This is a genomic window from Silvibacterium dinghuense (assembly GCF_004123295.1).
GTDB lineage: Bacteria > Acidobacteriota > Terriglobia > Terriglobales > Acidobacteriaceae > Silvibacterium > Silvibacterium dinghuense.
The window spans coordinates 2350656-2370066 of the sequence record NZ_SDMK01000001.1 but is presented as its reverse complement, the minus strand read 5'-3'; the positions used below and the strand labels follow the sequence as shown (position 1 = coordinate 2370066).

Genomic DNA, 19411 nt, shown 5'->3' with positions numbered 1-19411 from the left:
GACCGCGGATACGCACGCCTGTCTCTCCTTGAACGAACAGGCGTGCGCAGCTCGTCATTGTCTGAAGCACAGGCTGAAAATATTGGAGGATCGATTGCTCTCGCGTCGCACAGCTCTGAAGTGGATTCTGAATTCTGCCGCCGGCCTCGCGGTCACCGGCGGAAACGGGCGGGCCCGCGCCCAGGGAGACAGTCCGCTGGCGCTGCGGCCGAGCGGAGGTCCTCCGGTGGCCATTGCCGATGAATTCATGGGGCTGGGCTACGAGATGTCCTCGGTGGCCCCGATCGGGCTGCTGAGCGGGGACAACCACACCTATATCGAGCTGGTGCGCGGGCTCAGCGAGCATGGCGTCATCCGCGTGGGCGGGATTGTCGCCGACTACACGCGGTTCGATCCCCGGGGACAGAGCGTCGCGGACCCGCACAACACCGTGATCACCGAGGAAAGCCTGTACCAGTTCGCCAAATTCCTGAAGCAGACCGGCTGGAGAGCCATCTGGAGTCTGAATTTTGCGCAGGGCACGGTGCAGGATGCCGTGAGCGAGGCCCAGGCCGTGAGCCAGGCGCTGGGGGCGCACCTGCTGGCCTTTGAGCTGGGCAACGAGGTGGAGAACTACGGACGGGGACCGCGTGCTTTCCGCCCATCCTCCTGGGACTACGCGGCCTATCGCAAGGAGTACGGGGAGTGGACTGCCGCGATCCGGAAAGCGGTGCCGTCGGCGCGCTTCGCGGCGCCGGACACAGCGAGTTCGGTGGAGTGGGCAGAGCAGATGGCCCGGGATGCCAATGGCGATGTGCAGCTGCTGACCACGCACTACTATCGCGCCCATCAGGCGCAAGGCAGCGCCGAGCTGCTGGCCACGCCAGACCCAAGACTGCGGGATGTTCTTACCCGCATGCGCGCGGCCTCCACGCAGAGCCGGATTCCGTGGCGGCTGTGCGAGACGAACTCCTTTTCCGGCGGCGGACTGCCGGGGGTGAGCGACGCGACGATCGGGGCACTGTGGACGCTCGACACCCTGCTGCTGACGGCAAGCTATGGCTGCTCGGGCATCAATCTCGAAACAGGCGTGAACCAGCTGGGCTTCCTCAGCAGCTACTCGCCTATCCGCAACGACCAGGAGGGACATGCCTCGCCAGGAGTTCCGTACTACGGCATGCTGGCCTTTGCCGAGGCGCGCAGACGATGCACGCAGGTGCTTCCCGTGGACTTCGACGCAGAAGGAAGAAGCATCACAGCCTACACGCTGGGCCACGCCGGCAAGCCACATGTCGCCGTGGTGATCAACCGGGATGCGAAGCGCGAAGCTCTGGTGGGCATACACGATCTGCAGATGGGCCACGTGCACACGCTGCGGCTGATGGGTAGCGCGACGAACGATGCCAATCCGGTGCGGTTCGGCGACGCCTTCGTACAGGACGATGGCCGCTGGGCTGCCGCATGGTCGGAGACCATCCTGGATGGCATGCTCAAGGTTCCGGCCATGAGCGCCGTGGTGGCTCGCTCGAAGGAATCTCATCGGGAGTAGGACTGGCCGCTGCTCCGCGCAGGGCGCTTTCGCCTTCGGCCTCCGCTCCCTTTAGTCGCGATCCGAGGTTGTTTGGCTCCATCGCTCGCTTTTCTGCTCGAAACTTTGCGGGCGTTGCGTCTCTGCGTTGCAAGAAAGAGGAAAGCAGCACAAATCCCTCTGTGCTCTCTGCGTCCTCTGTGGGGAATGGCTTTCTCCTACTGTCGCGGGAAAGTCCATCATGGGCCCTGGTCACTAAATTGCAAACCTTTCCTCGGACAATACGAAATTGCAGAGCAACGTTTTACTGCCGCGAGTGTCTGTCGACGGTATGAAGAAGAACGGCTTCGCGGCCCTCAGCACCCTGCCTCTTATCCAGATTGCAACAGGCTTTCTAGGCCTTGCGTCCCTGTTCTGCCCGAGCCTCCAGGCCGAAGATACAACCCGGCACATCCTGTTCGTCGGCGACAGCTTTACGCACGGGCGCTACCTTCCGGTGCGCCAGTACAACAACACCCCGGGCACCGGAGGAGTGGGAATCACCAGGCCCTCCACGCATGTCGTCGATGAGAACTTCGACACCACCGTCCCCGGACGCATGGAGAACGGCCACGGCGAGACAGGTCCGTGGGGCGGCATTCCGGGCATCTTTGCCGAACTCGCCCATGAAGCCCGCCTGCCATACAACGTCCACATCGAAGCGATCTCGGCAACCTCGCTCACGAAGAACTATGCCGTGGCGAGTGATGTCATCGACCGGCCAGAGTGGGATGCGGTGGTGCTGCAGGAGGCGAGCTTCGAGCCGATTCCGGCGCAGCTCTCGGGCACCTCGATCAGCAATCCGGCGACCTTCTGCCAAGCCGTAAAAACCATCGAGCAGGGCATCCATGATGGAAACCCGGAGGCGAACGTCTATCTCTACTCCACCTGGGCGCCGGCGGATACCGCCTACAAGCTCTCCGCGAGCGACACCGCACACTTCGACGAGAAATTCCTCCAGTCGCTGGCGGTACTAACCGCGGCCTACCGCAATGCCTACCTCAGCGCCGCGGTGCATGATGGGCGCATCACTGCGATCGCCCCGGTGGGCGATGCATGGGCGCAGGCATGGGCCGAGGGTGTGGCCAATCCCGACCCCTATGCCGGTCATCATCCGGGAGTATCGCTCAGCTTCAACTATCAGCCGGACAGCGAGCCCTCCACGCGCGATGTGCCGACCGACGCGGGCTATCATCACCCGAGCATCTACGGCGCGTACCTGAGCGGGCTGGTGCTCTTTGAAACCATCACCGGCCACGATGTGCGCGAGTTCGGCCCCGCAGAGCACGCAGCCGTCAGACTGGGGATCGACGGCCATGTCGCCGTACAGCTGCAGGAAGTAGCCTCGAAGACCGTACAGGAGCATAATCCGAACCGCGGCACCGGCTTACGCATGGGATTGACTCCCGGAGCCGATGCCTGCGCCGACACCGGGAAGATGGGTAACCCGTAGCCGCTGCGCGCAGGCCGGGATGACAGTTCTTTGGAGATTATTCGTCTCCACTCACGCCAACGGCAGGCCGGCATGGGCCACCAGATGGCCCATGCCTTAACTCTCGTCCTCATCCGCCGCAGGCCGCTTTGCGCTGGCGATGAGCTTGTCGGCAATCGGCTGCGGCACCAGGTCGTAGTGATCCATCTCCATGTGGAAGCTGCCGCGGCCCTGGGTGAGTGCGGTGAGCGTCTGCCCGTAGCTGAGCATCTCGGCCATCGGCACCTCGGCGTGCAGGCGGGTCGTGCCATTGCGCGCGCCTGAGGAGTCCATACCCTGCACGCGCCCGCGCCGCTGGTTCAGATCGCCCATCAGCGCTCCGGCAAACTCTTCCGGGGCATCGATCTCCACGCGCATCACCGGCTCGAGCAGCGCGGGCCGCGCCTGCTCCATGCATTTGCGGAAGGCGAGGCGGCCGGCCATCTTGAAGGAGAGTTCGTTCGAGTCGACCTCGTGGAAGCTACCGTCGTAGACCGTGGCGCGGAAGTCGGTCACCGGATGCCCGGCGAGACAGCCGCGCGCCGCGGCCTCCTGGATACCCTTCTCCACCGCCGGCACATACTGGCGCGGAATCGCGCCGCCGAAGATGTCATTGATGAACTCAAAGCCCGAGCCGCGCGGCAGCGGCTCGATGCGAATCTTGCAATCGCCATACTGGCCGTGTCCGCCAGTCTGCTTCTTGTGCTTGCCCTGGGCTTCGGCGCGGCTGCGGATGGTCTCGCGGTAGGGCACCTTCGGAGCCTTGAGGGTGACCTCGGTGTGGTAGCGGCGGCGGAGCTTCGAGACCACGGCCTCGATGTGCGGCTGCCCGGCTCCGGCGATGAGAAACTCTTTCGTCTGCGGATCGCGGAAGAAGCGCACCAGCAGATCTTCTTCCATCAGCTTGTGCAGCGCGCCGGCGAGCTTGTCTTCATCGGCGCGGGTGCGCGGCTCGATGGCCCAGGTCATCGCCGCCTCGGGCACGGTCACCGGCTCAAAGAAGATGTCGTGCCCCTTGTCGCCAAGCGAGTCGCAGGTGTAGGTCTCTTTGAGCTTGGCAACGGCGCCGAGATCGCCGGCGTGCAGATCGGCAACCGGCACGGCGGTGTGCCCCTGCATCACGCACAGGTGCGAGAGCTTTTCGACGGAGTGGCGCGAATAGTTGGCGAGCATAGCATCGTTTTTCACCACGCCGGAGAAGACCTTGAAGAAGCTGATGCGCCCGGCAAAGGGATCGGTCATGGTCTTGAAGACGAAAAGCGAGGGCGGCTCACCGTCATCGACTTTACGCATGACGAACTCCTGCACGAGCCCCGGGCTTGGCGTGGCAGACAACACATCGGCAGACGCGTGGCCATGGCTCGTGCCATTCGTCATGGCTGCGCCGTGAATCGACGGCACCTGATGGGCGGCACGGGCAGCGATAGGAGCGCGCTCGGCCGGCGACGGCGCGTAGACCTTGAGGAAGTCGAGCAGATGATCGGTCGCGATGCAGGCGCCGCCGCTGGCAAAGAGGACAGGAAAGATACGGTCTTCGCGGATAGCCTCGTGCAGCGCGGTGATGAGGTGCTGCTCGGGGATGGTGCCCTGGGCAAAGAACTCTTCCATGAGGTCGTCCTTGCCTTCGGCCACCAGTTCGACAAGGACCTCATGAGCGGCTTTCACGGTCTCGCGCATGGATTCCGGAATATCGCCGATGCGGCCTGCGCCGTCCCCGTTCGGCGTGTAGAAGAAGGCCTGCATGGTGACGAGATCGACGACGCCCTCGAAGCCCGAAGCGCCGACCATGGGTAACTGTACCGGGATCAAATGACGGCCGAAGTGCTCGCGCAGCGCATTGATGGTCGAGTGCACGTTCTCCGCCGCACGCGGATGGTCCATCTGGTTGAGCACGACCACGCGCGGCAGATTGAACTCCTCGGCATACTGCCAGACGCGCTCGGTCATGGGTTCAAGACCGCAGGGGGTGTTGATGACGACGAGCGCAGACTCGACCGGAATCATCGCGGCGCGGGCTTCGTGCAGGAACATGTGGAAGCCGGGCGTATCGACCAGGTTGACCTTGATGCCGTTCCACTCGGCAAAGGCCACGGCGGTCTGCATGGTGGTGCGGCGGGCAACTTCTTCCTCGTCGTAGGCGGTGACGGCGCTGCCGTCCTCGACGTGGCCGAGACGCGGTGTCATGTGAGCGGCATGGAGCAGAGCAGAGATGAGGGTGGTTTTGCCACTGTGGGCGTGACCGACAACGGCTACATTGCGGATCTCATTTCCCAGATAGGATTTCATTGAGAGCTCCGGATAAATAGACTCTGCTGCTGTTTCGCACAGGGCGAATCGCCTTCGGCTCGCCGCTTCCGCTGGTCGCGATCCGGGGTTGCGATAGGGGTGGGCAGGAAGAGGGCGTAGGCGTCGCGGGAGGCGTCTGGTCCGTGGCGCGGGATGGGCCGACCTGATGTTTCATAGGCAAGGCTCGCGCAAACAGGATGCCGCTGCCAGCGCATGATTCGCCGCCGGCACGCACCCCCCATTCAAGAGGAGTGGATGCTAGCACGCACCGGCGAGCGGATTCAACGGAGGGACTAAAAAATCGGGAAGGACTGCTTCAGAAGCGGAAGTAGGCGCCGAGCATCGGCTCCGCGGTATTCAAGGCGGTGTGCGTGGAGGAGACAGCCTTCAGCAGGTCGGGCGCGTGGTAGACGTTGCCACGGTATTGAAAACGCAGGCCGAAATGAGGAATGACGGTCCAGTCGAGGCCGCCGCCGTAAACAAAGACCGGCTTGGTGTTGCTCTGCGTGCCGCTCTGTCCGCCATCGGGCGAGAAGAAGAGCAGGCCGCCACCGGCCAGCAGAAAAGGCTTGAAGTTGGCTATAGGGAAGGAGACGAACCAGTCCGCACCGACCTCATGCGCGCCGGCCTTCACGGATTCGAGGTTGTAACCCTGGTTGGCACGATTGAAGGAGTAGTTCAGCTCGTAGCCGACGAGGGGGTTGGAGATGTGGCGCATCTCGAGCAGGTATCCGCCCTGGTTGGACGGGCTCTGCACGGTGCCGTTTCCGCTGGTGGAGCCGGTAAAGGCGCCGTAATAGCTGATGGCCGCATCGGTCTGCGCATGGCCGGAATCAAAGCTCAGGAAAACGAACGCAAGAAGGGGGAAAAGACGCAGAAACTTCATTCTTCTAATGTGATGCAGCAGGACACCCGGCCAGAAGTGTCGAGCTCGGTACACCCCCCGCTCCGCGCAGCAGCCGGGTGGCCCATGCAAGCCCGAAGTTGGCTTGCGTGGGGAAGCACAAAGGCGATTCACCACCGAGGACACAGAGAGCACAGAGGGAGTCGTGCGTCTGCACGCATCCCTTTCGCGCCAGGACGCCAAGAACGCAAAGTTCCGCAAAGACTTTTCAGAAGAACGACCCGGGTGCCCCATGTCTCGCTTCTGAGACATGGGTTCGCAGGATAAACGCGTCACGAAGGTTCACACCGTCCCACCCAAGCGGAGCTTGGATGGGGCACCCGTTTCCGATCCACCCCACAGATCCCAAATCGCGACCAAAGGGAGCGGAGGCCGAAGGCGGATCGCCCTGCGCGAAGCAGCTAGTTCTCCAGCTTCTTCGCTACCAGCTCGTTCAGCAGAGCGGGATTGGCCTGTCCCTTCGAGAGGCGCATGACCTGGCCGACGAAGAAGGCTGCGACCGTCTTCTTGCCGGCGCGATACTGCTCCACCTGCTTGGGGTTCGCGGCGATAACCTCATCGATCATGGTTTCGAGGGCGCCCGCATCGCTGATCTGCTGCGGCTTCTCGCGCTCGTAGACGGCGGGGAAATCCTCACCGTTCTCAAAAGCGATATCGAAGAGCTGCTTGAGCTGCTTGCTCGAGAGCTTGCCCTCTTCGGCGAGATCGGCGGCGAGGGCAATGCCCTTCATGCTGATGGGCGACTGCTCGAGCTCGAGGCCCTTGAGCTTGAGGCGCATGGTCAGCTCGCTCTGCACCAGGTTAGCCACGCGCTTGGGACTCTTCGCCGCCTTTGCCGCTTCTTCAAACTGATCGGCAAAGGCGCGGGTCGCGGTCAGAGTCGCAGCATCCTGCTCGGTGATTTCGTACTCGGCAACCAGGCGGGCGCGGCGCGCCTCGGGCAGCTCCGGCATGGTCGCGGCGATCTTCGCGCGGAACTCGGCGGAGACGATGAGCGGCGGAAGATCGGGCTCAGGGAAATAGCGGTAGTCGTGCGCCTGCTCCTTGGAGCGCATGGAGTAGGTACGGCCCTCGGCTGCGTTCCAGAGACGCGTCTCCTGCACCACGCGGCCGCCGCCTTCGATCACCTCGATCTGGCGCTCAATCTCGTACTCCAGCGCGGAGCGGATGTAGCGGAAGGAGTTGACGTTCTTGACCTCGGCCTTGGTGCCGAACTTTTCCTGACCGCGCGGACGCACGCTCACATTGGCATCGCAACGCAGCGAGCCCTCTTCCATGTTGCAGTCGGAGACGGCGGTGTAGAGGAGGATTTCCTTGAGACGCGTGAGGTACTCGTAGGCCTCGTCGGGCGTGCGGATATCCGGTTCGCTGACGATTTCGACCAGCGGCGTGCCGCAGCGGTTGAGATCGACCGAGGTGTAGAGGTTCGAGTCGGGCTGGCCGTCGTGCAGGCTCTTGCCGGCGTCCTCTTCCATGTGCAGGCGCGTGATGCCGATGCGCTTGGTGCCGTTCGGCGTGGGCACGTCGATATAGCCATGCTCGGCGAGCGGCTTGTCGAACTGCGAGATCTGGTAGCCCTTGGGTGAATCGGGATAGAAGTAGTTTTTGCGCGCGAAGATGGAGCGCTCGTTCACCTGGCAGTTGATCGCCATGGAGGCCAGCGTGGCGAACTCGACGGCGCGTGCATTGAGCACCGGCAGCGAGCCGGGCAGGCCGAGGCAGACCGGGCAGACATTCGTGTTCGGAGCTGAGCCGAAACGGTTCGCGCAGCCACAGAAGGCTTTGGTCTCGGTGAGCAGCTGGACGTGGACTTCGAGTCCGATGACTGGTTCGTACTTGGCCAGAATCTCCGGCGAAAGGCTCATAGCGGTGCTCATGGTCGAATCCAGTGTAACAACTTGGCGGGCGCGATTTGCAGCCATCCAGTGTAGAGTCAGAGGGCACGCACGATAACCTCTCCTGGCTGCATCTAACCCTGGAAAATGACACCTGCATGAAGATTCTCGATCTGCTGTTTGGCAAACCCCTCGCATCCAGCGAGGAACGCGCGGAACAGGTAGGCCCCTCGGCCGGCCTGCCGATCTTCGGCCTCGACGCTCTGAGCTCGGCGGCATACGGACCGGAAGCGGCGCTGACGCTGCTGATTCCGCTGGGCATGGCAGGCGTGTACCAGATTGTGCCGGTCATCGGGGCAATCCTGTGCCTGCTGGTCATCGTGTATTTCTCCTACTGCCAGACGATCGAGGCCTATCCTCACGGCGGCGGCTCGTACACGGTAGCCAGCGAGAACCTGGGCGCGGGAGCGGGGCTGCTGGCCGCGGCGGCGCTGATGATCGACTACATTCTGACGGCGGCGGTGGGTATTTCGGCCGGCGTGGGCGCTCTGGTCTCCGCCGTGCCTTCGCTGCAGACGCATCTTCTCGGGCTATGCCTGTTGATCCTTCTGATCCTCACGCTGGTCAACATGCGCGGCGTGCGCGATACGGGCGTGGTCTTCCAGATTCCGACTTATCTCTTCCTGGGAACGCTGCTGATCGTGATCCTGCTGGGCGGGGTTCACGTCCTGCTGGGCAAGGGACACCCAGTGCCGGTGGTGGCTCCTCCGAAGCTTCCGCCCGCGACGGCCATGCTGGGCTGGTGGCTGCTGCTCAAGGTCTTCTCCAGCGGCTGCACGGCGATGACCGGCGTCGAAGCGGTTTCGAACGGCGTGATGGCCTTCCGCGATCCGCGCACGAAGAATGCGCGCGTCACGCTGACCATCATCATCGCCTTCCTGATCGTGCTGCTGGCAGGCATCGCGCTGCTGTGCCGGTTCTACGGCATCGGCGCCACGGACCCGAATGGGAAAGGCTATGAGAGCGTGCTCTCGCAGCTGACGGCGGCGGTGACAGGACGAGGCTGGTTCTACTACGTGACCATCGGCGGCATCCTGCTGGTGCTGTCGCTCTCCGCGAATACCGCGTTTGCGGACTTTCCGCGCCTTACGCGGTCGATTGCGCATAACGACTACCTGCCGCATGTCTTTCTACTGCGCGGACGGCGTCTGCTGCACTCCCACGGCATCTATGCCCTGGTCTTTTTCACCGCCACGCTGCTCATCATCTTCGGCGGCGTGACCGACAAGCTGATTCCGCTGTACGCCATCGGCGCCTTCATGGCCTTTACCCTCTCGCAGGCGGGCATGGTGGTGCACTGGATGAAGAATCCAGGCCCCGGCTCGAAGTGGCGCATGGCGGTGAACGGCGTGGGCGCGCTGGCCACCGGCGTGACCCTGCTGGTGGTGCTGGTGGCGAAGTTCCGGGCCGGCGCCTGGGTGACCGCGCTGCTGATTCCGCTGATGATCTTCCTCATGCTGCGCGTGCGCGTGCACTACTCGCGCGTCCGGCGCGAGACCAACTGCCCGACACCGCTGCGCGTCGACCATCTTGAGCCGCCGGTGGTCATTCTGCCTCTGGACCGCTGGAGCCGCATCACGGAAAAGGCGATCCGCTTCGCCCTTGCCATGTCTCCAGAAGTGATTGCCGTGCACGTGGAGAGCGAGGACAGCAAGAAGAGCATCTGCGACGAATGGGACAACATGGTCGTCGCTCCCCTCGAAAAAGCCCATCATGCGGTGCCGCAGCTGGTGCAGCTGCAATCCCCTTATCGTTTTGTACTGGCACCGGTCGTGGACTTCATCCTGGGGAAGGAAAAGGAGCTGGAGAACCGGCAGATTGCGGTGCTTGTTCCCGAACTGGTGGTGAAGCACTGGTGGGAAAACCTGCTGCACAACCAGCGCGCCAACGTACTCAAGCTGCTGCTGCTGCTCAAAGGCAACCAGCGCATCGTGGTCATCAATATCCCCTGGTACCTGCAGCGCTAGAAAACGAAGGCGGGAGCCGCTTTTCTGCAGGGCTATGGTGCGAACCCGTAGTATGCTGCGGCTTCCATGCATTCTTCTTCCGAAGAAGCAGACGATACGCAGCGGCCCGCTCTCAGGCGGGCGCTGCGCTTTCGCGACCTGACGCTGTTCTATATCGTGAGCGGGCTGAGCGTGCGCTGGGTGGCGACGGCCGCCGCTGCCGGCCCGAGCACGCTTGTGGTCTGGATCTTTGCGCTGTGCGGGTTCTTTGTGCCGCTGGCGGCCTGCGTGCTGGAGCTTTCGTCGCGCTATCCGGCGGAGGGCGGCCTTTATGTGTGGACGCGCGAGGCCTTCGGCGACTTCCCTGCCTTCCTCGCAGCGTGGACCTACTGGATGAGCAACCTGCCCTACTTCCCTGCTGTGCTGTATTTCGGCGCAGGATCGGTGTTGTTTGCCTTCGGCGCGCACGGACAGACGCTCACGGGAGACAGCCGCTTCTACCTGCTGTTCGCACTGGCATGGTTAGTCATCATCACGGTTACAAATATCGCCGGGATAAACGCAGGCAAGTGGCTGAACAACGTAAGCTCGCTCGGGAGTCTGCTGCCGATCTCGCTGCTGATCGCGCTGGCCGTGGTCTCCGCTGCGCGGCATGGCTCAGCAACTCACTTTGCGGGACATGCGCTGATGCCGCATCTCGACTTGAAGAATGCCATCTTCTGGTCGACGATCTTCTTCGCCTTCGGCGGGTGCGAGGCGGGCTCCTTTATGGGCGAGGAGATCGAGAACCCCCGGCGCACGATTCCACGCGCTCTGCTGGCGGGCGGAGCGATCTTCACCGTCGCGTATATCGCGGGCACGGCCGCGCTGCTGGTGGCGCTGCCCTCGAGCGCGGTGCATGGAGTAGACGGCTTCATGCGCGGCATGACGACACTGTGCGCGCGGCTGCGCGTGGCCTGGCTCGCGATACCGATTGCGCTGCTGATCGGGTTGAATGCCGTGGGCGGCGCGGCGGCCTATCTCTCTTCCACTTCTCGGCTGCCGTTCGTCGCGGGTATTGACCACTACCTGCCGCGGGCCTGCGGCCGCGTGCATCCGCGCTTTCGCACACCCTGGGTAGCGATTGGGTGCTACGGCCTGGCAGGCATGGCGGTAGCCGTGCTTGGCCAGGCCGGGACGACGGTGCGCGGGGCATACGACGTGCTGGTGAGCATGTCGATCCTGTCCTACTTTTTGCCGTACCTGATGCTCTTCGCGGCGATGATCCGGCTGCAGTCGCGGCCTGCGGGACCGGAGGTCATCCGCGTGTGGGGCGGACAGCGCGTAGCCGTGGTGCTGGCCACTATCGGCTTCCTGAGCACCGCGCTGACCATCGTGCTCTCGGTGATTCCAGGCGAGGACGAGACGCATCCGGCGCTGGCTGTCGTGAAGGTGATTGCCTCGACGCTGGTGCTGGTCGGCGCCGGCGTGGCGGTGTTCCTTGTCGCAGAGCGAAAGAAAAAGCGGACCGCGTAAAGCATGCTCGAACAGAGAGAACCGCAGCTTCCTTCACGCATGTCTGCACCCCTGCGAACAGGGGTGCCCCATCCCAGCTCGGCTTGGGCGGGATGCGACACACTCCGCACGGGAGTATCTCGCCAGCGCTGCGATGGGGATGACAACGCTGCAAGAGCTATGCCCTCCCACCCAAGCAGAGCTCGGGTGGGGCACCCTTTTCCTGCTGGTACGGGCACGGGGTGATCACTGCACTTTATCGAGACGGAAGGCCGTGGCCTGGAAGTCGCCGATGAGGTTCAGGGCGAGACCGGCGCTCATCCAGTACTGGCCGCTGGCGACTTCAGGCAGCTGGCCACCGGGCTTCCCGGTCATCCAGTGCAGGCGGTACTGCGCGTGGGGATCGAGTCCGCGGAGATAGAGCAGCGGATACGGATAGCCCTGCGTGCTGGAATGCAGGAAGGCGAAGACGGCGGCCTGCGACTTGTCCGGCGAGACGGATTCCGTCACCGACTGCTCGCTGCCAGACTGTTCTCCGTTTGTTTGGGGCGAGACGAGGCGGTAGAGATCGCCATGCTGCACGGTCTCACGCACCTGCTTGTACTCGGCGATGAGGTGCTTCGCGGTGGCGAAATCCTCGGGGCCCCAGTGGTTGAGATTCGCGCCGACACCGAGACCGCCCTGCATCGAGGAAAGGAAGCGATACTCCACCGTGGTGGTGCGGCGATTCATCCAGCCGGGCGAGTCGGTGACCCAGGCCATCATGACGCCGGGAGTGTAGGCGTAGGTGAAGCCGTCCTGGATCAGGAGGCGGTCGTAAGGATCGGTGTTATCCGAGGGCCAGACCTCGTCGGTGTAGCGCAGGATGCCGAGATCGACACGGCCTCCGCCGCCGGAGCAGGACTCGATCTCAACGTTGGGATGCTTCTCGCGCAGCTCCTTGAGGATGCCGTAGAGGTTCTCGGTGTACTTCACGTAGACCTGCTTCTGTTCGTCGGCAGCAACGGCAGGCCAGCCGGGCTCGGACCAGTTGCGGTTGTAATCCCACTTGAGGAAGGCGATGTCGTTCCCGGTAAGGAGCTTGTCTAAGAAGCCGAAGACGTAGGCGCGCACATCGGGGCGAGCCAAATTGAGGACGAGCTGATTGCGGCCCTCGGTGCGCGGGCGGCCGGTGAAGTTCAGCACCCAGTCGGGATGCTTGCGATAAAGATCGCTGTCGGGGTTCACCATCTCGGGCTCGACCCAGAGGCCGAAGTCCATGCCGAGCGCGTGCACCTTGTCGATGAGCGGCTTGAGGCCGTTGGGAAACTTGTCCTTGTTCACATACCAGTCGCCGAGGCCCGCGTGGTCGGTCTTGCGCTGGCCGAACCAGCCGTCATCGACGACGAAGCGCTCGACGCCGATCGAAGCAGCCTTCTCGGCGAGTGCTTCCTGCGCGGCTTCGGACACATTGAACTCGGTTGCCTCCCACGAGTTGTAGATTACCGGGCGAGGCTTGGGATGCGGACGCTGGGGCAGGATCTGCGTCAGCTCGAAGCGATGCAGCAGGCGCGATGCGCCGCCGATACCGTCATGGGTGTAGCCGCCGTAGAAGACGGGCGTCGCGAGCGACTCGCCGGGAGCTAATTTGTAACCGAAATCGAACGGATTGTAGCCGCCGGTGACGCGCACCTGGTTGAGCAGATCCTGCTCGATGGTGATGCGCCAGGAACCGCTCCAGGCCAGGGCTCCGAACCAGACATCGCCGGCATCCTGATCGTTCGTGTGGGCGCGCTCGATGGCAAACCACGGATCGTTCTGATGTCCGGTAGAGCCGCGGCGCGACTCCAGCACGCGCTCGCCCTGATGCAGAGGTTCGGTGTGCAGCGCATCCTCACCGGCCCAGCGGCCGGTCATCGTGTCGAGGGTATAGTTGGTGCCTTGCGGCAGCGTCCAGGTCGCCGCGGCGGCCTGCTCGATCACCAACGGTGTCGTGGTCTTGTTCTCGATGACGGCCGAGCGGCCAAGAACGCCGGTTGCGGGGTCCATCGCATAGCGCACGTCGACAAAGACCTCGCGCTCGATATCCTTGAGGCGCACCGTGAGCGTGCTGCCTTCGATCGTGTGCGATACGTAGTGCAGGACGAGGTCGCGATTGCCGTCAGGGAAGGTGATCTTGAGCGCGGGCTCGAGATAGAGACCGGCGCCCCAGCCGGCGAACTCCTGCGGCGTGGTGCTGGTGGGCAGATCGAAGGAGGCATGGCCTTCGTTGGTGTGCGCGGCGGGCAGAGGGTCACCCGTGACGAGCTTCGCGCCCCAGTAGACAGGCTGGAGCTCGTCGAGATCGTTGACGCCGAAGGCATAGGTGACCTGGCCGCCATCGATGCGGAAGACCTTCGTAGCTGCGTCATAGGTGACGGCATCCTGCGCGTGCGCGGTGAAGCCGGCGAGGGCAGCAGCGGCCAGTACCGCAGATGCAAACGATTTCATAAGTGTCTGTCGTATTCCGCAAGGCATGGGTTCCCTCACAAGCGTTACATTGCTGCGTATGCGTATTCGAGCCGCGATCCGAACTCTGTCCCTTTGCGCAGCCCTGCTCGGTTGCGTGGCCGTGCCTGCCTTTTCGCAGACGGGCTCGCCCCTGCAAATGTACTTCATTGACGTAGAGGGTGGGCAGTCCACTCTGCTGGTAACGCCGGAGCATGGATCTCTGCTGATCGATACCGGCTGGCCGGACAATGCCGGGCGCGACGCGGACCGCATCGTGGCAGCCGCGAAGGACGCGGGAATCACGCGCATCGACACCGTGCTGCTGACGCACTATCACGTGGACCACACCGGCGGCGTGCCGCAACTGGTCGCAAAGATTCCGGTGGGAACGTTCATTTACCACGGCCCGAATCGCGAAACCGGGGATAAACCCACGGTGGACGCAGCCACGGCCTTCGAGAAGGTGCTGGCGACAGGAAAATACAAGACGATCATTCCGAAGCCTGGCGATCTACTCCCAATCCCGGGGCTCAAGGTGCAGGTGATCAGTGCGGACGGCCAGCTGATTGCGCAGCCCCTGCCGGGTGCAGGCGCGGCGAATGCCTACTGCGCGCAGTCGGAGATTCGTCCACCCGATCAGACGGAGAATGCGCGGTCGCTGGGCGTCGAGATGACCTACGGGAAGACGCGCATCCTCGATCTGGGCGACCTGACGTGGGACAAAGAGCGCGCGCTGATGTGTCCGGCGAACCGGCTGGGGCATGTGGATCTGCTGGTGGTCTCGCACCACGGCTGGTACCAGAGCAGCAGCCCGGCACTGGTCTATGCCATCACGCCGCGCGTGGCGATCATGGACAACGGCGCGAAGAAAGGCGGATCGACGCCGACCCTGCAGACGATCAAGAAGACGCCGGGACTCGAGGCGCTGTGGCAGCTGCATTACTCGGAAGAGGGCGGCGCGGCGAACAATGTGGATGCTGCGCGGATCGCGAACCTCCCGGGAACGGACACGGGATATTTTCTGAAGGCATCGATCTATCGGAATGGAGAGATCGATGTGCTCAATGCAAGGACGAGCGCAGTGGTGAAGTATCCGAAATGAGGGAATAAGGGTGCCCCGTTCGCATCCGTGCTTTCCCACCCAAGCCGCGCATGGGTGGGGCACCCTTTTACGTGCTGGCGCGAGCAAACAGCAGGTTCCTCCACTTCGCTTCTCCACCCCAGCACGCCAACTGCGGGCGCTCCGGGGACCCCGGTTCGCTCCGGTCGGAATGACAAAGCCTGGTTGTGAGCGGACCGGGCAAAGCCGTTACTCCATATCCGCCAGCACAGCCATCGCGGCGTTGCGGCCGTTGATGCCGATGACCGAGCCTCCCGGGTGCGTTGCGGCACCGCAGAGATACATCCCGAGCATGGGCGTCCGCGCGGCGAGGCGCTTTGACCACATGTAAGGCGGGAGACATTCGCCCTGGAAGATGTGACCGCCGGTGAGGCCGACCTTTTCTTCGATATCGGGCGGCCCGAGCACCTGCGCGTCGATCACAGCAGCGTCGAGATTCGAGCAGAAGCGGCCCAGCGACTTGAGCGCGAGCCTGCGGACCTCGTCACGGCGCGTATCCCATGATCCCTGCGCGAAGCGATAGGGGACATACTGCGCGAAGATGCTCATGGTGTGCCGGCCAGCGGGCACAACGGCAGGGTCGTGCACGCTCTGGAAGTAGATCTCGCACCAGAGGTGTTCGGGCAGCTCGCCGCGGCGCGAGGCGGCGAAGGCGGCCTTCCACTCCTCGTGGGTGAGCGGGGCGTTGATCTGGCCATAGTGGTGCGGCCGAAGCTGGCCGGGGCGCGCGGTGAAGTCAGGCAGCTCGCGCAGCAGCACGTTGAGCTTCACGGTGCAGCCTTCGATGGGAACGCGCTCGACCTGCGCTCGCCATGCAGGATCGGCAGCGGAACCGAGCATGCGCAGGGTGCGGACGGGATCGGCGTTGGAGATGACCACAGGCGCGAGGAGCCGGTCGCCGCCTTCGAGCTCGACGCCGGCACCGGGATGAATCTGCGCGACGGGCACACCCGCAGCGACCACGGCACCAGCCTCGCGCGCGGCGTCGCAGAGATAGAACGAGACCATGCCCATGCCGCCCTGGACGTATCCCCACATGCCGGGCATGCCGCCGAGACGGCCGGATGCATGGTGAAAGCGGATGGACGCGGTGCCGGGATCGAAGGGACTGGCGTTGGTGCCGATGACGCCCTGGCCGAGATAGGCCGACTGCAGGCGCTCGTCGTCGAGATAGGCGCCGACGAACTCGGCCATGGACCACTCGTAGAGCACTTTGCGGGCTTCGAGGTCGTTGCCGAGACGATGGTCGATCTCTTCGGGCGTGGGTGCGGAGCCCTGCCAGAAATCGCGCCCGGGATGGTTGCCAAAGCCATGCTTCGAGCTGCCTTCGTACACTGCCGGACGCAGCGCGTCGCGCAGGCGGCGGATGACATCGCTCATGGCGCGGAAGCCTTCGAGATCGTGCGGAGCGAAGGCGCGAATTTCTTCCTCGCAGAGCTGGTCGTCATCCCATAGCTGAATGCTGGAACCGTCGAGAAACGGCACGAAGAGGCCGTTGACGGCTGGAAACCAGCGAAAACCGCGGGCGGCGAGATTCAGTTCTTCGACGATGAGCGGGTGGAGCAGCCCGGCGAGATAGGCGCAGGGAGACATGCGCACACCGGGGAAGGTTTCCTCGATGGTGCAGGCTCCGCCAACGCGCTCGCGGCTCTCGAGCACCAGCACGCGCTTGCCTGCGCGGGCGAGATAGGCTGCGCAGGCGAGGCCGTTGTGGCCGGCGCCGACGATGATCGCATCCCACCGCTGCGCGGCAAGCTCATGGACAGGAGCGGGCAGGCCAATGCGGCCGAGGACGCGGGCTGTGGGCGAAAGAGACATGCGCGAGCAGTGTACCGCTGGCTGCGGGGCACTCGATGCGCGTTTGTGCCACGTGAGATTATGGAGGGCATGAATCGCCGCAGGTTTCTTCGCACCGCACTCCAGGGAGCGGCTATCGCCCCGCTCGCAGCGCGTGGATGGCGCGCTTTTGCCGCAGACGCCGGCTCTGCCGATACAGGCCAGCAGCTGCTCTATGTCGGCACGCAGACACTGAAGACCAGCAAGGGTATCTATGCGTACAGCTTCGATGCCTCGACCGGCACGCTGACGCAAAAGGGCCTCGCGGCCTGGGCCGATAACCCAACCTACCTCGTATTCTCGCCAGACAAGAAGTATCTCTATGCGGCGAACGAGATCGACCATTTCGGCGGAGCGAAGTCGGGCGGCGTGAGCGCGTTCGCGGTCGATGCGGCAGCGGCGAAGCTGAACTTCCTGAACGCCGTCCCTGCGGACGGCTATGGCACCACGCACGTCACTGTCGATCACACCGGCAAGGCCGTCTTCGCGGCCAGCTATGACAGCGGCAGCGCCGTCTCATTCCACGTGGAGAACGACGGCCGCCTGAGCATGCCGGTCTCGCACTTCCAGTACACCGGCCATGGTCCGGACAAGGAACGGCAGACCAGCCCGCATGCGCACTGGGTGACGGTTTCTCCGGATAACCGCTCCCTGTTTGTGAACGATCTCGGCCTGGACTGCATTCACATCTACAAGCTGGACGCGGCGACAGCGAAGCTGACGCCGGGCACGCCGGAGGCATGGCACTCGGATCCGGGCGCCGGCCCGCGCTCGCTGCTCTTCCATCCGAACGGCAAGATCGCCTACTGCGTGGAAGAGATGTCCTCCATGATCGTGGTGCTGGATTGGAATGCGGCCAAAGGCACATTGACCAGCGTGCAGAAGGTGAGCACCCGCACCGAAAACTGGACGGGGCCGACGGCTACCGGCTGCAAAATGGTGCTGACCGGCGATGGCCTTTTCGCCTACGCCTGCGACCGCGGCGACAACACGATCACCAGCTTCAAGGTCGATCCCGAGACGGGCAAATTGACGCAGCTGGGACGCGTCTCCTGCGGCGGCGACATTCCGCGCCATATTGCGCTGGATAAGAGCGAGAAATGGCTGCTGGTCGCCAACCAGGTGTCGGATACGATCTCGGTCATCGCGCGCGACAGCGTGGCGGGTACGCTGGCGTCCACATCGAAGACCTTCGCGCTCTCGCGGCCGCAGTGCCTGTTGTTTTACTGACTGCTTCGCGCAGAGCGGATCGCCTTCGGCCTCCGCTCCTTTTGGTCGCGCTTCAGGGCTCAGGCCCGGATGAGAAAAAGCCTCGCATGCATGGCATGCGAGGCTTTTCTACACCCTAAACCCTATCCCCTACACCCTGTCTTTAGACCGCAGCCAGTGCGGTGCGCGCGGCAACGCGGGTATGAGGCTGCATCGGAGCCCTTGCGGCGGCGGGCTGGAGAGTCGCCAGCTCCCATGCCGATCTGTCCTTGAGCAGGCGCGAAACCAGCGCGGTATGCATGGCGTGGCCGGCGCGCTCGGCAACGACGTGGCCGAGAATCTGATGGCCCGCGAGCGCCAGGTCGCCGATGAGGTCGAGCACCTTGTGGCGCACGAACTCGTCGTTGAAGCGCAGCGGACCGTTGAGCACGCCTTTGCGATCGAGAATGATGGCGCTGGTATCGGAAACACCGCGGATCAGGCCCATATCGCGCAGCTTCTGCTCATCTTCCTTGAAGCCGAAGGTGCGTGCCGGGGCAATCTGCGTGTCGTAGCTGCGGGCGGCGAGATCGATATCGAAGCCCTGCGCGCCAATGGGCGAGGGGAAGTCGATCTTGTAGGAGACACGATAGCCGTCCCCGGGATAGACACCGATGAACTTGTCGCCTTCGCGCACTTCGACGGTCTTGAGAATGCGGATGTACTCGCGGCGGCGGCGCTGGAGCTTGAGGCCGGCAGCGCGGAAGGCTTCGACGTAGGGCTGGGCGCTGCCGTCGAGGATGGGCAGCTCGAGGTTGTCGAGCTCGACGATGACGTTATCGACGCCAAGGCCGATGAGCGCGGAGAGCAGATGCTCGGTGGTGGAGATGAGCACACCCTTGCGCATGAGGCTGGTGGCGTAGCTGACCTTGGCCACGTTGCGGCCGCTGGCGGCAATTTCAAAGTTGTCGAGGTCGGTACGCCGGAAGAGAATACCGGTGCCGGCAGGAGCGGGCAGCATCCTCATCTGGACGGGAGCTCCGCTATGAAGTCCAATGCCGGAGAAGCTAACTGCCTGTTGCAGCGTCTGCTCGTAATGCGCTGTCGGGTTCAATCCTTAAATCCTCACATGCAACGCGTTCAGAACCGGGGTACGAGACCGGGTACGAAAACCGGGCACGAAGGCATAGACTAACTTCGGTGGGAGAAGTTTCATTGTTGCGGATTTGACACAGTTATGCGGTAAAACACCCCCT

12 protein-coding genes are annotated in these 19411 nt (G+C 63.5%); 6 read left to right on the top strand and 6 right to left on the bottom strand.

The features are described 5' to 3' along the window. Positions 1-94 precede the first annotated feature (94 nt). Positions 95-1528 (top strand): hypothetical protein, encoded by a 1434-nt coding sequence (locus ESZ00_RS09350; protein WP_129207807.1) that lies wholly within the window; start codon positions 95-97, stop codon positions 1526-1528. A 310-nt stretch (positions 1529-1838) separates the two neighbouring features. Then, positions 1839-2999, top strand: coding sequence for a hypothetical protein (locus ESZ00_RS09345; RefSeq protein ID WP_129207806.1), 1161 nt, complete (start codon positions 1839-1841; stop codon positions 2997-2999). Positions 3000-3095: 96 nt separating this feature from the next. Here the strand turns inward: ESZ00_RS09345 and ESZ00_RS09340 are convergent, their stop codons facing one another. From ESZ00_RS09340 to gatB, 3 genes are all read right to left on the bottom strand, one after another. Beyond that, positions 3096-5303, bottom strand: coding sequence for an elongation factor G (locus tag ESZ00_RS09340; protein WP_129207805.1), 2208 nt, complete (start codon positions 5301-5303; stop codon positions 3096-3098). Between the two features lie 316 nt (positions 5304-5619). Continuing rightward, the gene (locus ESZ00_RS09335) at positions 5620-6189 is read right to left on the bottom strand and encodes an outer membrane protein (RefSeq protein WP_129207804.1); all 570 of its coding nucleotides are present in this window, start codon (positions 6187-6189) and stop codon (positions 5620-5622) included. A gap of 419 nt (positions 6190-6608) precedes the next feature. Beyond that, positions 6609-8084 carry an Asp-tRNA(Asn)/Glu-tRNA(Gln) amidotransferase subunit GatB gene (gatB, locus tag ESZ00_RS09330; RefSeq protein ID WP_129207803.1) on the bottom strand — a complete coding sequence of 492 codons (1476 nt, stop codon included), beginning with the start codon at positions 8082-8084 and terminating at the stop codon, positions 6609-6611. A gap of 116 nt (positions 8085-8200) precedes the next feature. On the opposite strand from gatB, the gene ESZ00_RS09325 reads away from it, so the two are divergent. Together ESZ00_RS09325 and ESZ00_RS09320 are read left to right on the top strand one after the other, a co-directional pair. Next, positions 8201-10069: an APC family permease gene (locus tag ESZ00_RS09325; RefSeq protein ID WP_129207802.1), complete on the top strand. Its 1869-nt coding sequence runs from the start codon at positions 8201-8203 to the stop codon at positions 10067-10069. A 66-nt stretch (positions 10070-10135) separates the two neighbouring features. Next, the gene (locus ESZ00_RS09320) at positions 10136-11563 is read left to right on the top strand and encodes an APC family permease (RefSeq protein WP_129207801.1); all 1428 of its coding nucleotides are present in this window, start codon (positions 10136-10138) and stop codon (positions 11561-11563) included. Between the two features lie 225 nt (positions 11564-11788). Here the strand turns inward: ESZ00_RS09320 and ESZ00_RS09315 are convergent, their stop codons facing one another. Then, the gene (locus tag ESZ00_RS09315) at positions 11789-14011 is read right to left on the bottom strand and encodes an alpha-galactosidase (RefSeq protein ID WP_129207800.1); all 2223 of its coding nucleotides are present in this window, start codon (positions 14009-14011) and stop codon (positions 11789-11791) included. A 121-nt stretch (positions 14012-14132) separates the two neighbouring features. Here ESZ00_RS09315 and ESZ00_RS09310 point away from each other — a divergent pair, with 121 nt between their 5' ends. Next, complete coding sequence (locus ESZ00_RS09310; RefSeq protein WP_229741072.1) at positions 14133-15113, top strand: ComEC/Rec2 family competence protein; 981 nt, start codon at positions 14133-14135, stop codon at positions 15111-15113. A 207-nt stretch (positions 15114-15320) separates the two neighbouring features. Here ESZ00_RS09310 and ESZ00_RS09305 read toward each other — a convergent pair whose 3' ends face one another. After that, the gene (locus ESZ00_RS09305) at positions 15321-16949 is read right to left on the bottom strand and encodes a phytoene desaturase family protein (protein ID WP_129207799.1); all 1629 of its coding nucleotides are present in this window, start codon (positions 16947-16949) and stop codon (positions 15321-15323) included. Between the two features lie 69 nt (positions 16950-17018). Here ESZ00_RS09305 and ESZ00_RS09300 point away from each other — a divergent pair, with 69 nt between their 5' ends. Next, positions 17019-18197, top strand: coding sequence for a lactonase family protein (locus ESZ00_RS09300; protein WP_229741071.1), 1179 nt, complete (start codon positions 17019-17021; stop codon positions 18195-18197). Between the two features lie 142 nt (positions 18198-18339). Here ESZ00_RS09300 and lpxC read toward each other — a convergent pair whose 3' ends face one another. Beyond that, positions 18340-19269, bottom strand: coding sequence for a UDP-3-O-acyl-N-acetylglucosamine deacetylase (gene lpxC / locus ESZ00_RS09295; protein WP_129207798.1), 930 nt, complete (start codon positions 19267-19269; stop codon positions 18340-18342). Positions 19270-19411: the final 142 nt, after the last annotated feature.